We start from the raw sequence: 12,176 nt of genomic DNA on the forward strand, positions 1-12,176 counted from the left end.
GACCCTTAGACCCGTCGCCCGCGGGTGCTTTCCTCTTGCTCTGGGGCGGGGGCCTCGTCCGCTGACCGGTGGGGGGCAAGGCCTGGCCGATCGGCAGCGCCGTCCACCGGCGCGGCCGCTTCTTGTAGGCGCAGGATCAGGCTGTGGCCGAGGGGTGTCAGAGCGGTGGGGTGTTGGCGCATGCGCGTCGTGGGCGCGGCCCGTCCGAGGGCGGGGCGCTGTTCGAGGCTCGTCGGCTCGTTGATCAGGCCAAGACTGCGCAGATGGGCGTCGCTCATCGCCGTGATCGCGCGTGCGTAGGTCGTCTGCCGCTCGAAGTCCGGGCCGAAGTCCCGGGCGCGGAGACGCAGGCGCGGATCGGCGATGCCGTGCAGGGTTTCGACATCGCGGTCGGTAAGACTATTGAGCAGGCGGATATGGGTTCGCTCGAACTCGGCCTGAAGTTCGTCGCTGGAGAGTCCGTCGCCGATGATGGCGCCCAGAATGGCGATCCGTTCACTCGAGGTCGCGCGGGCCGCGCCGTCCAGGCCTTCCTGCAGCAGGGAGAGGTGTTGGGCGCCCAGGTCCGACATCTTGCGTTCGACGCGGCGCAGGCGGTGATTGTGCCCTTCGACGCGCCGCATGGTGGCGGCCAGACAATCGCGCATGCGTTCATTGAGGGTGCGTGGAAAGAGCTTGCCGGCGAAGTGATCGCCAAAGGTGCCGCCAGGCCCGCCAACCAGGCTGGCGACGAGCTTGCCAAGGCCGGTAACGAGGTCGAGGGGGTCTTCGCGCAGGGGCGGCGGCAGGGTCTCGGTCAGGGCGACCAGGCGCTGGTCGACGAGATCCTGCAGCTCTTCGGCCGAGGGGGCGTCGCCGGCGTTGTCCGAGGGCGGATCGGGGCGGTTCATGGCCAGGATCTTACAGGGCGCCTTCGACGAACCGGCGCAGTTTGCGGGTGGCGAGCATGCCGTGCTGACACCAAGGGGCGCTGCCCAGAAGCTCATCCACGACGAGGAGGTCGTGCAGGAGCAGGTAGGTCACGGCCGGATTCATCCGCCGGGGCGGCCAGCCGTAGTGCTTGGCCGCGGCCTGGACGCTGTCGGAAATGGTCTCGGCCAGGAGGTCGGCGGCGATCTGGCGGGCGTCCATTTCCGGATTGTTGGACCCAAAAACACCGTCGAGGGCGGCGAACAGCGCGCTGGTGGGGGCCAGGACGTCGAACGGGGTTTCACGGCCGTTGGCGAAGCCTTCGGTCTCGATCAGGCCGCGCGCCTCCAGGTCGTCGGCGGCGTCGGCCAGATCGCGCGGGCTCAGGCCCGTGGCGGTCAGCAGGGCGTCGTACTCAAATTCCGGGTCGCCGGTGAGGGCTGTTTGCGAAGCCTTGATCAGGACCCTCGCGAGTTTGTCGGCGGCCGGCGAGATGATCACCGCCAGCGCGTCGGCGGACGTGGAGGTCATGGTCGTGAGGCTCCGGCGCTTACTGATTCCCTTATCAGTGGACGCCTTGGCGCTCAGCCCCGTCAATCGCCAGCTTGAGTGTTGGGATGGTTGCGAGGCGCGCCGTCCGGAGGCGATGATCAGGGGGAAACGATACGGGGAGGGGATGGGTGTGATCGCGCTGGACAGCAACGCCTGCCGGCGTCTGCACGCCCCGACCCGGGGCTGGATGGCGACGACGGCGATCGTCGATGGTCAGCCGGCGGCGCCGACGCCCCACGCCCGGGGGAGCTGCCTGGGGTGCGGCGCGGCCATGGTGGCCAAGACCGGGCGGGTGACGTCCCATTGGGCGCATGCCGCGCCCCGGGACTGGGATCCCTGGTGGGAAAACGAGACGGCCTGGCATCGTGAGTGGAAGGCGAAGTTTCCCGAGGACTGGCGGGAGATCAGGCACGAGGCCCAGGGCGGGGAGATTCACCGCGCCGACGTGCGGACGGGGCCTGGCCTTATTCTGGAGTTCCAGCATTCGTCCCTGCGAGACGACGAGCTGGCCGCGCGCGAGGCTTTCTACGACAATCTGGTATGGGTGCTGGACGGCCGGCCGTTCGCGGCCAACTTCGAGATCCATCACATCCTGCCCGATCCGGACGCGCCGATCGCCCAGGACATGGTCTGGGTCCCGGCCAAGGTTGGCCTCTACGGCACGCACGGCGGGCTTTACCACCTACGCTCGGAGTTCGAGGCGCAGGTGGGGCGCGCCGCGGCGCGATCGGAGGTCCGGTACGGCACGATACGCGGGCTTGGCAGGATCAAGCGCGACATTGAGGCGGCTTATCGTGGTCACCATCAGTTCGTCTGGAAGCAGCCGCGGGGCGGCTGGCTGGCGGCGGGCGCGCCGGTGTTCATCGACTTTGGCGAGGCTGGGCTCTGGCGTCTGGGCGTCTACGACGACTCGGGCCTGCGCTGTTGTCGCTTCACCAGTCAGGGGCGGTTTGTCGACGCGGCCAGGGTGGCGCGTGACGCGGCCGAACTGGAGCGCCTGCTCTGGCCGGTCCGCCCGTTTGAAGATTTCGCCGGCTACCCCATCAACTGACGCATCGGGGCGTCTGACAAGCGCTGCAATGGCGTTGTTCGAGGCGTGAACTTGGGCCAGGGTCCGCGCCCCGCCGTTGAGCGGACCGATTACCGTAGCAAGGCCAAGCCATGACCCTCGAAGACGCCATCGCCAAGCTTAAGGCGCAACGCGACGAGGTCGATCGCCTGCTCGACGACGCGCGGTTCAGCACGACCTTCAAGTTCTGGCAGCGGCACACACGGGTCGTGCTGGCCCAGATTTTCCAGCCTGACAGCTCGCACCACGCAGAGTTCGCCGCGATCAGCTACCGCAACAGCTTCGCGTTCAGCGACGAGGGCGATGGTCCGAGCGCCGAGCGTTATCGCGACGGTCTGTTGTCGGCCAAGGCGCTGCTGGCCAGCATCATCCGCGAGCTGGAGGAGTTTGGCCTGCCGCATGCGCCGGCGATGCAGACCGATGCGCTGGTGGACGCCGAGGCGCAGCTTGCGCACATCTGCCGGTCTTTCGCGGCCTTTGCCAAGCGGCTGCAGAAACGGCGCGGGGACCGGGCGGCGCTGATGGTCGAGGACGAGCACGACGTGCAGTATTTGATGCACGCGATCCTGGGTCTGTACTTTGAGGATATTCGCCCTGAGGAGCCCACCCCGACCGTGGCGGGCGGAAGCGCCAAGATCGATTTTCTGCTGAAAGCCGAGGGCATCGCCTTCGAGCTCAAGATGACCCGGCCGGATCTGAAGGACAACAAAACCGGCGGCGAAGCGCTGATCGATATCGGCCGCTATCCCAAGCACCCGGACGTGCGGTCGTTGGTCTACTTCGTCCATGATCCGGAGGGTTACATCACCAACCCCAAGGGCCTGATCGCCGACATCGAGCGCGATTACGGGGCGCTGCGGGCCAAGGTGATCATTGTCGGCCCATTCAGTTGAGCCGATCCTTCATTGGCGATCGCCTGGGAGGCTGATCAGCCTCAGTGCGGCCTGATGGGGTTCGTCCAGCGTCGATTAGGGTGACCCCAGGGGCGTGACCAACTCAATTGCCCATTACGACCGCGGAGGCGCTAGCGAGTTCCAGGCGGGCGGCTCGCTAGCGCAGGCGTGCGCCGATCTGTTCCATCTGCCGAATTTCCTGACGCTGGGCTTTGACGATATCGCCGCACAGGGTCACCAGTTCCGGATCAGCAAGCTTGGCCTCGCGGCACATCAGGATGGCGCCCGAATGGTGAGGGATCATCGAGGCGACGAACTGGCGGTCACCGATCCCGGCCTGGGCGCGTGTCGCCCAGAACGAGCCGGCTGTGAGGGTGGTGAAGAGCGCGATAAGCAGGATATTGGCGCGCTTGTTGGGAAACATGCCTGGCATGGTCAGGAGCATGAAGACGCCCATCGGCGCCCACATGGTCACGGCCATGTAGGCCATGTTCAGGTTGTTCTTAAAATCGCCCGTCCCATCGATCATGCTGAACATGACGACATACATGACCACTAGGCCAAGGATCATATTTAGCCAAAACAACAGGTAGGGGCGCGTCTTGTTGTCTTGACTTGAGCTGTTGTGGTCTTGGTGGGACATGGTCTTGCCTCCGGGTTAGAGCTTCGCCTTGGCGAAGACCTCGATCAGTTCATCGAATTTCTGACGTTGTTGGTCGGGGTCTCCCGACTGGATGGCCTGCGCGACGCAGCAGGCTGCGTGGGACTTCAGGACCTGGGTCTCGACTTTGGAGAGGGCCGCTTTGACCGCATGCAACTGATAGAGAATGTCGATGCAATAGCGGCCGTCCTCTACCATCTTGCCCACGCCCTGGACTTGGCCTGAGATACGCTTGAGCGCTTTGGAGATCGTGTCGGCGTCTCGCATTCTGGCCTCCTACCCATACCCCGCATGGGTATGGGTAAGGCATCTTGAGGGCGGTTCGTTCCCTTTGTGGTCACTTGAGATGACCGCCTGCGCGCTCAGGGGATTGGGCCGAATGTCCGCCAAAAGCCAGGTGCTCACGGTCAGATTGGCGTTGGGGCACGCCCGGTGCTCCGATGGAAAAGTCCTTGGCATTGCGCCGGCGGGCGCCGCACGAGGGGACGTGCGTTTTGGTAGGAGGTTTCATCCTCAAGCGACTATGCCGCCCGGTCATTTGAACCGACGATGAGGGATCAGCCGCTGGTGCTGCGTAATCGTCCATATGCGCCGGAATCCCCGCCGGCGCACCGTTCTGACTTTTGCCACAGGATCGCCGATGCCCCCGCGTCCCCTTGTTCTTGACCGCCGCGCCATACTCCGTGGAGCGGCGTTGCTGGGCGGCGGTGCGGCCGTCACCGCGCTTTTGCCGGCCTGGGCCCGCAGCGCCACGCCTGGCATCGCATCCAACCTCCCGACCCTGTMGGGCGAGACCATCAAGCTCACGGTCGGGCGCACGCCGATCCGCATCGACGGCAAGATGGCCCACGCGGTGACCATCAACGGCACGGTGCCTGGGCCTCTGCTGCGTCTGAAGGAAGGTCAGCGGGTTCGGATCGAGGTGACCAACACGCTCGACGAGGATACCTCGATCCACTGGCACGGCCTGCTGGTCCCGCCGGAGATGGACGGTGTGCCGGGCGTCAGCTTTCCAGGCATCGCGCCGGGTGAGACCTTTGTCTACGAGTTCCCGGTCATCCAGTCGGGGACCTACTGGTACCACAGCCACTCGGGCCTGCAGGAACCTGTGGGTCACTACGCGCCGATCGTGATCGAGCCGGCGGGCGCTGATCCGGTGGTGGCGGACCGCGAGCATGTCATCGTGCTGTCGGACCACAGCGACATGCACCCGCACATGGTGTTCACCCGGCTCAAGCAGATGGGCGGGGCCTTTAACTACCAAAAGCAAACCGTCGCGGGCCTTCTGGCCGGCAAGGACCAGACCCTGGCCGAGCGCCGGGAGTGGGCCAAGATGCTGATGGACCCCACCGACATTTCCGACATCACCGGGGCGGTGCAGACCTACCTGGTCAACGGCCATGGGCCCAAGGACAACTGGACGGCGCTGTTCACGCCGGGCGAACGGGTTCGCCTGCGGTTCATCAACGCCGCGGCCCAGATGGTTTTCAACGTGCGGATCCCGGGTCTGAAGCTGACGGTGGTCGCCGCCGACGGCCAGAACGTGCGGCCCGTCGAGGTCGATGAGTTCCAGATCGGCAACGCCGAGACCTACGACGTCATCGTCACGCCGACGCAAGACAAGGCCTTCACCATCGTCGCCGAGAGCGTCGACCGTTCGGGCATGGGCCGGGCTACCTTGGCGCCGCGCGCGGGAATGAGCGCCGATGTGCCGCCGTTGCGCCAGCGTCCGCTGGCGACCATGCGCGACATGGGCATGGACATGAGCAGCATGGGCGGTGGCGACATGGCCGGGATGGACCATGGGTCCATGGCTGGCATGGACCATGCGGCCATGGGGCACGGCGCGATGGCCAAGGCGGCCAAACCCGCGCCGGGCATGGCGCCGCCCCGGGCGCGGGGTTCGGACGTGATGGGCGACATGTCGGGGATGTCCGGCATGAACATGTCGATGCTCAATCCCGACAACGCGCCCAATGTACCGCTAGGCCCGGGCGTACAGATGCTTGCGCCCATGCCGATCGACCGCACGGGCGACACCGGCCAGGGCCTGGAGAGCGTCGGCCATCGGGTTCTGGTCTATCGTGATCTGGTGGCGCTCGAGCCCAACCCTGATCCAAGGCCGCCTGGGCGGGAGCTGGAAATCCATCTCACGGGCAACATGGAGCGGTTCATGTGGGGGTTCGATGGCAAGCGCTATTCGGACCATCCGGCGCCTTACGCCTTCACCAAGGGCGAGCGGGTCCGCGTGACCCTGATCAACGACACGATGATGGCCCACCCGATTCACCTGCACGGCCACTTCTTCGAACTGGCGTTCGGTCCGCGTGGTCATCAGCCGCGCAAGCATACGGTGATCGTCGCGCCCGGCGGCAAGGTGAGCTGGGACTTCACGGCCGAGCCCGGCGACTGGGCCATGCACTGCCACATGCTCTATCACATGCACGCCGGCATGTTTCAGGTGTTCGCGGTTCGCCCGCTGGATGGAGGCGCCCAATGAACCGGCTCCTGATGCTCGCCCTGGCGCCCGCCGCCATCGCCGCTCCCGCCATGGCGCAAGACCACTCCGGTCACGACATGTCGTCCATGCCGGGAATGTCGTCGTCGGCGGCCAAGCCGGCCAAGCCCGCCAAGCCCGCCAAACCCGCACAGGCCGCCAAGCCGGCGGCCGCAGCGCCGGCGCAGGGCCATTCAGGTCACGACATGTCGTCCATGCCCGGAATGTCGCCGTCGGCCACGGCCCAGCCGGCTAAGCCGGACCAGGCCGCCCAGCCGGCTGCAGCGGCGCCTGCGCAGGACCATTCAGGTCACGATATGTCGGGCATGCCCGGCATGGCGCCGGCCGTCGACCCTCATGCGGGCCACGCCACGGCTGCGGATGCTGGTGCGATGTCCGAAGAGCAGGGGCCATTGCCGGTATCGGATGATCCGGTGGCCATCCCCGAGCCGCCCAAGGACTTTGCTGCCGACAAGGTCTTTGGCACGGCCGCCATGGCTCGAAGCCGCCAAGTGCTGGCTCTCGAGCACGGCGGCGCGCGAGTGTCTCAGCTGCGCGCCAACATTCTGGAATGGGCGCCTCAGTCGGGCAAGGACGGCTATCGTTGGGATGTCGAGGGCTGGTACGGCGGCGACATCAACCGGGTCGTCGTCAAGACGGAGGCCGATGGCCTGTTCGGCGGCAAGCTTGAGAAGGGCGAGGTTCAGCTCCTCTATTCCCGAGCGGTCGCCCGCTACACCGACGTTCAAGTCGGTGTTCGTCAAGACATCGGGGAGGGCGCCTCGCGCACCTATCTGACTGCGGCTTTCGATACGATGTTGCCGTACTGGTTCGAGATCGAGGGCGCAGCGTTCCTGTCCGACAAGGGCGACGCCTTCGCGCGGCTCGAAGGCAGCTACGATCTGCGGCTGACTCAGCGGCTGGTCTTGCAGCCTCGCGCCGAGCTGGAGTTCGCGGCGCAAGACGTGCCTCGTCAGGGCGTGGCGGCGGGGCTGACCGATGGCGAGTTTGGCCTGCGGCTGCGCTATGAGATCCGTCGGGAGTTTGCGCCCTATATCGGCGTTTCGCACGAGCGGCAGTTCGGTGGAACCGCTGATCTGGCCAAGGCGCTTGGTCGTTCCACGCGAGACACGACCTTCGTGGTCGGTTTGCGAGCCTGGTTCTAAGGTTTCCGCAGAGTCCCGTCCGGTCCAGCCTCCGGACGGGCCTTGCGTGAACAAAAAAAGGAGCGGCGATCCTTTCGGGTCGCCGCTCCTTTGCTTTGGGGCCTGGGGCTGGGAGGCTTAGTTGACCTTGAAGCTGACCTGGCCGGCCATCTTCTTGCCGTCGGCGCCGGCGGCCGTCCAGGCGACCTTGTAGCCACCGCTGGTCAGCGCGCTTTCGGGCGTGCCGATCAGGGTCATGCCGTCGGGCGAGACGGTGGTCTTCATGCCCATCTTCATGCCGTGCTCGGGCATGGAGAGCTGCAGGTTGGCGCCGGGCGCCAGCTTTTCGCTGAAGGTCAGGCTGACGGACTTGGTCGTCGCCACCACGGTGTTGGCGGCGGGGGYGGACTGGACGAGCTTGATTTCGGCGCTGGCGGCGGTGGCGAGCGCGGCACCGAGGATCAGAGCGGCGGCGGCCGCGACGGTGGAGCGATAGGTCATGGGGACTACCTCATGCGGGGGAACACTACCCTTCAATACGCAGGGATGGGTTGGGCCCCTCATGGCGGCGGGGCCAGGCGCGGCGGCGCGGTCTTATGCGTCTTGCGCAGGTGCGCCGTCCTCCTCGCGCCGGGCCGGATAGGCGGGATCCACGCCGATGGCGCCGATGTCCCTGAGGGGTTCGGGCACGACGGCGGCGTGGATGCCGCCATCGTCGATCAGGATGTTCTCGGGGTGACCAAGCTGGATGTAGCGGATCGCCTCGCTACGGGCGACGACCCGCTCAGCCAGGGTAGTGACGGCTTCCACGGTTTCGCCGCGATGTCTGGCGATGTCGGCCAGCAGGCGTTCGTACCAGTCGGGCTTGCCGGTGTTGATGTTCAGGTTGGCGGCGGACTGGATGCGGCCTCTGGCCGTAAAAGGACCGTCGGCCTTGTTGACTAGCCCATCGAGGATCTCGCTGGTGACGATCATCCGCTGCATGCCCGTGACGATCTCTGTCCAGTTGAGGACGCGGTGACGGGCCGCCAGGGCGTCGGGAATGAACGCGGCGAGCCGATAGAGAAAGCGAGCGATGAATTGGGCCGCTTCCTGCCCGCCCACGGGCAGCAGGGTCGCCATGACCGTGAGCGAGCCCATGGCCAGGAAGCCGTTGCCGACGGTGGCGTGCGAGGCCGCATCGGCGCCATGGGTGTCGCAGGCGCTGAGGAGCACGATCGGCGGGGGACGCACGCGACCGCGTAGGCTCCAGACGTCGAGCGGGGTGTCGCCGATCATCAGGGTGCTGACGCCATGGCCGTCGTCGAGCCAGCCGTGACCGTCGAACACCATCACCGCGCCCGTGAAGGCGTTGAGTTCGGCTTCGAACGCCTCGACCGTCGAGATGTGGACATGCTTGATTTTGAGCCTGTCAAGCTGGGGAGCCATCGCCTCAAGGGCCTTGGCCATCACGTTGCGCAAGGGGTCGTGCGGCAGGAACGAGGAGACGACGAGGATGTCCTGGACGGTCTGGGGCGCGACGGTCGTGGGCTGATTGGTGGCGAGCTCGCCGATCATCAGATTGCCGGGGGTGGCGTTGATGCGCGAGCACTGGTGGCGCAGCATCAGTGGCAGGCCGCGGATCGGCAGCCATTCGATCGGCGGATCGGCGACGATCTTCACCGGGCCTGTGACTTCGTTGTCGAGGAACGCCATGCGCTCTGGGCCCACGGCTTGGCTGAGCGCTTCCTGGATCTCCCCGAACAGGCGCCGGGCCTTGTGCTTGGACTCGGCCTTGTTGGATCGCACGCTACGGGCATAGGCCGACAGCAGGGGGTAGACGCGATTGACCGCTGGTCGCAGCCGCATGACCGCCGAGGTCGTCGATGCCGCCGCCAGGCCGACCGTCGCCATGAAGAGGTGAAGCTCGCCCTGGCGAACCCGCAGGGTCTCCTGGGCTGCGGCTGAGGCGAAGAACTGTTCCAGGTCAGGGCTCGTCATCAGAAAGCCGGACTGCTGCTGGAGCATTTTGACGACCTCGGCCGAGGCCCGGTCGGGCGCCTTGCGCCAGTCGATGCGCTGATAGGCCCAGCGAAACAGCGCCGGCTCGACCAGCCACAGCTCCGGGTGGACCAGGATCAGCCGGTGCATATTGTCGAGGCCGGCGCGATCGCGAGCGGCGAACACCGCGCGAAGAGTTTCCAGGGTCTTGGTGTCGTAGTCGGTCTCGGCGCGTCCTTGGAAGGGCTCGCCTTCCTCGAAGCTGCGGCCGGCCCGGGTCAGGGACATCTGGTCTCCGAGCAGCATGTTGTGGCCATCCATCTTCAGACCCGACGGCTCGGGCGCGCGCATGACGTAGTCGTCGAGCATGGCGGCGGCGAAGATACGCCGGCGCTCGTCGAGCTGATCGCCATGCGTCTGGAGCACCTGGCGCAGGTGCGCCACCAGGCGCTCCTCGTCGAACTCATCGGCCGCGACCGCGCCTTCGACCTTGGTTGAGCTCACATGGAGAGGTTTGATCGTCTGATGGGCGCGCCAGGCTTCGACACGGGCGGCGGTCGCGGGGTCTGCGGTAAAAGCGACGACGAAGTAGCCGAGCAGGCGCGCGGGAATCTGCTCGAGCGCGTCGATGTTCACCGGCGTCCAGGACAGCATGCGTGCGCCGCCCATGCGTTGGGAGATCAAGCCATCGATCGGGGCTTTGTTCTCGGCGATGTCGGCCGGCAGCGTTGCGAGCTGTTCGACAAATCCGATCAAGCCGGTCCAGCCGGCGGAAAAGCCTTGGAACGGAGAGGTGTCGTCCCCGTCGGTTTCGGGCAGGACGAGAACATAGCTGATCTTGAGCGGGTCTCTGGGCGGCACGGGCGGATCCTTCCTGGCCCAACCGTCTAGGTTTGAAACCGCCGTTTTCAAACGCTGGGCCGTCTGAAATCTGGGACCCGCTCCGGGGCTGGTCGGCGACGGCGCGCTGGCGTCAGTCCAGGAGTGGGCGAATTTAGTCGTCTCAACCTGGGCGGATCGAAAGGCTATACTTGAGCCAACGGCTCAGGCGCGGCCTGGCGCAGAAACCACGTTTGGCGTGAGGGGAAGTTCCCACGCCTGCGTAGATACAGATGAAAGCCAAGGGTTCGGCACATGAGCAATGATCTCGATCAAAAGCTGGCGGCGCTGTCGCGCCAGCCCCATCCCAGTCTCCACGGCTTAGAGGGGCAGGTCTGGCAGCGCATCGAGGCGATCCGCGGCCGTCGTGTCGCTTCACGCATGATGATGCCTCTGCGGGCTGCCTCCCTGGTCGGGGCGCTGGGACTGGGCTTGGTGGGCGGGCGTCTGGCAGCCAGCGCGGCCGAGCGGCCGGCGCCGGAGATTTCGGTGTTCTCGGTTGACGCCAAGCTGGCCCCGTCCACCCTGCTGGGCGGGCACTGAGATGCCGAGCTTTTCACGCGGCGCCGCGCTGACGGTGGTTTTGGCTCTGGTCGCGGGTCTGTTGGGCGGCTGGCTTGGGACCACCCGCCTGCTGGATCGGCGCGCGCCCGGCTCGGTGCATGAGATCGTCCACCATGAACTAAAGCTCAGCCCCGATCAGGAAAAGCGCCTGGAGGTGCTGGAACAGGATTTCTCGGTTCGGCGCAAAGCGCGTGAGGCCGAGTTGCGGGCGGCCAATGCTCAGCTGGCCGCCGCCATTCAGAGCAAGCACAGCTACTCGCCGGAGGTCGTTGCTGCGGTCGAGCGCTTCCACGTGGCGATGGGGGAGCTGCAAAAGGAGACTGTGCAGCACGTTTTGGAAATGCGTACGGTGCTGACGCCTGAACAGGCCAAGACCTTCGATCGTCGTGTCACCGAAGCTCTGACGAACGACGCGACGTGACCGAGCCGAGCAAGGCGGACGACGACAGCGCGTTAGCGCGTCGCGCCGCCGAAGGAGATGAACGAGCGTTCAGCCAGTTGATGCGCCGCCACAAGGGGGCGCTGTTTGTGTTTGCGCGCCGCCATGTCGGCGACGCCGACGCCGCGCTAGATGTCGTCCAGGAGACCTTCGTTGCGGCCTGGAGAGCGCTTGGACGCTACGACCCGGCGCGGCCGTTTCCTGCCTGGCTGCGCGCTATTGCGCTCAACAAGTGTCGCGATCGAGGGCGCCGACTGCTGGTTCGCCGTCTGGTGATGGGAGAGCGCTCGATCGATGCGCCCGGTTCGCCAGACTACGCCGACGCGGGGCCTGGCCCTGAGACGACGATGCTGGAGGCGCAGGAGGCCGGTCGGCTCGAGGCGGCGATCGCGAGCCTGCCGACCAACCTGAAGGAGCCGTTGATCCTGACCTATCTTGATGGGTTTTCTCAGCAGGAAGCGGCCAAGATCCTCGACGTCAGCATCAAGACGATCGAGACCCGCGCCTACCGCGCGCGCAAGCGCCTAGCCGAGTTGCTCGGCGAACACTGACATTTTTCGATCCTCCCCGACGAGGGAACGCCGTCGC

General features: G+C 66.1%; 13 protein-coding genes. 7 read left to right on the plus strand and 6 right to left on the minus strand.

Annotated elements, in window-relative coordinates; genetic code table 11:
* Nucleotides 1-5 precede the first annotated feature (5 nt).
* Together AC1DCG_RS00390 and AC1DCG_RS00395 are read right to left on the minus strand one after the other, a co-directional pair.
* A complete protein-coding gene (locus AC1DCG_RS00390) occupies nt 6-890 on the minus strand; it encodes a hypothetical protein (RefSeq protein WP_101712446.1) in 885 nt (294 codons plus the stop codon).
* 10 nt (nt 891-900) lie between these two features.
* On the minus strand, nt 901-1,440 hold the full coding sequence (locus AC1DCG_RS00395; protein WP_101712445.1) for a hypothetical protein: 540 nt from the start codon (nt 1,438-1,440) through the stop codon (nt 901-903).
* Nucleotides 1,441-1,591: 151 nt separating this feature from the next.
* Between AC1DCG_RS00395 and AC1DCG_RS00400 the strand changes: the two genes are divergently transcribed.
* Complete coding sequence (locus tag AC1DCG_RS00400; RefSeq protein WP_477027990.1) at nt 1,592-2,512, plus strand: competence protein CoiA; 921 nt, start codon at nt 1,592-1,594, stop codon at nt 2,510-2,512.
* Nucleotides 2,513-2,622: 110 nt separating this feature from the next.
* Nucleotides 2,623-3,423 (plus strand): PD-(D/E)XK nuclease domain-containing protein, encoded by an 801-nt coding sequence (locus tag AC1DCG_RS00405; protein ID WP_205686790.1) that lies wholly within the window; start codon nt 2,623-2,625, stop codon nt 3,421-3,423.
* 157 nt (nt 3,424-3,580) lie between these two features.
* On the opposite strand, the gene AC1DCG_RS00410 is transcribed toward AC1DCG_RS00405, so the two are convergent.
* Together AC1DCG_RS00410 and AC1DCG_RS00415 are read right to left on the minus strand one after the other, a co-directional pair.
* On the minus strand, nt 3,581-4,066 hold the full coding sequence (locus AC1DCG_RS00410; RefSeq protein ID WP_477036466.1) for a DUF305 domain-containing protein: 486 nt from the start codon (nt 4,064-4,066) through the stop codon (nt 3,581-3,583).
* 15 nt (nt 4,067-4,081) lie between these two features.
* Nucleotides 4,082-4,351 (minus strand): metal-sensitive transcriptional regulator, encoded by a 270-nt coding sequence (locus tag AC1DCG_RS00415; RefSeq protein ID WP_101712442.1) that lies wholly within the window; start codon nt 4,349-4,351, stop codon nt 4,082-4,084.
* Between the two features lie 373 nt (nt 4,352-4,724).
* Between AC1DCG_RS00415 and AC1DCG_RS00420 the strand changes: the two genes are divergently transcribed.
* Together AC1DCG_RS00420 and AC1DCG_RS00425 are read left to right on the plus strand one after the other, a co-directional pair.
* Entirely contained in the window at nt 4,725-6,584 is a 1,860-nt protein-coding gene (locus tag AC1DCG_RS00420; RefSeq protein WP_477041328.1) for a copper resistance system multicopper oxidase, read from the plus strand.
* Nucleotides 6,581-7,747: a copper resistance protein B gene (locus AC1DCG_RS00425; protein ID WP_101712440.1), complete on the plus strand. Its 1,167-nt coding sequence runs from the start codon at nt 6,581-6,583 to the stop codon at nt 7,745-7,747. Before AC1DCG_RS00420 ends, AC1DCG_RS00425 begins: the two co-directional genes overlap by 4 nt.
* A 117-nt stretch (nt 7,748-7,864) precedes the next feature.
* Here the strand turns inward: AC1DCG_RS00425 and AC1DCG_RS00430 are convergent, their stop codons facing one another.
* Complete coding sequence (locus AC1DCG_RS00430; protein WP_477041329.1) at nt 7,865-8,227, minus strand: copper resistance protein CopC; 363 nt, start codon at nt 8,225-8,227, stop codon at nt 7,865-7,867.
* Between the two features lie 93 nt (nt 8,228-8,320).
* Complete coding sequence (locus AC1DCG_RS00435) at nt 8,321-10,567, minus strand: CHAT domain-containing protein (RefSeq protein WP_101712438.1); 2,247 nt, start codon at nt 10,565-10,567, stop codon at nt 8,321-8,323.
* A gap of 273 nt (nt 10,568-10,840) precedes the next feature.
* Between AC1DCG_RS00435 and AC1DCG_RS00440 the strand changes: the two genes are divergently transcribed.
* The 3 genes from AC1DCG_RS00440 to AC1DCG_RS00450 are packed head-to-tail and all read left to right on the plus strand — an operon-like array spanning nt 10,841 to nt 12,139.
* Nucleotides 10,841-11,128, plus strand: coding sequence for a hypothetical protein (locus tag AC1DCG_RS00440; protein ID WP_101712437.1), 288 nt, complete (start codon nt 10,841-10,843; stop codon nt 11,126-11,128).
* A 1-nt stretch (nt 11,129) separates the two neighbouring features.
* Nucleotides 11,130-11,570 (plus strand): periplasmic heavy metal sensor, encoded by a 441-nt coding sequence (locus AC1DCG_RS00445; protein WP_101712436.1) that lies wholly within the window; start codon nt 11,130-11,132, stop codon nt 11,568-11,570.
* Nucleotides 11,567-12,139: an RNA polymerase sigma factor gene (locus AC1DCG_RS00450; protein WP_240633746.1), complete on the plus strand. Its 573-nt coding sequence runs from the start codon at nt 11,567-11,569 to the stop codon at nt 12,137-12,139. Before AC1DCG_RS00445 ends, AC1DCG_RS00450 begins: the two co-directional genes overlap by 4 nt.
* Nucleotides 12,140-12,176 lie beyond the last annotated feature (37 nt).

It is taken from the genome of Caulobacter sp. 10L414 (assembly GCF_056395525.1).

Coding starts and splice junctions, on each gene's coding strand:
- AC1DCG_RS00390 (WP_101712446.1), bottom strand. CDS start 890: ATGAACCGCCCCGATCCGCCCTCGGACAACGCCGGCGACGCCCCCTCG.
- AC1DCG_RS00395 (WP_101712445.1), bottom strand. CDS start 1,440: ATGACCTCCACGTCCGCCGACGCGCTGGCGGTGATCATCTCGCCGGCC.
- AC1DCG_RS00405 (WP_205686790.1), top strand. CDS start 2,623: ATGACCCTCGAAGACGCCATCGCCAAGCTTAAGGCGCAACGCGACGAG.
- AC1DCG_RS00410 (WP_477036466.1), bottom strand. CDS start 4,066: ATGTCCCACCAAGACCACAACAGCTCAAGTCAAGACAACAAGACGCGC.
- AC1DCG_RS00415 (WP_101712442.1), bottom strand. CDS start 4,351: ATGCGAGACGCCGACACGATCTCCAAAGCGCTCAAGCGTATCTCAGGC.
- AC1DCG_RS00425 (WP_101712440.1), top strand. CDS start 6,581: ATGAACCGGCTCCTGATGCTCGCCCTGGCGCCCGCCGCCATCGCCGCT.
- AC1DCG_RS00440 (WP_101712437.1), top strand. CDS start 10,841: ATGAGCAATGATCTCGATCAAAAGCTGGCGGCGCTGTCGCGCCAGCCC.
- AC1DCG_RS00445 (WP_101712436.1), top strand. CDS start 11,130: ATGCCGAGCTTTTCACGCGGCGCCGCGCTGACGGTGGTTTTGGCTCTG.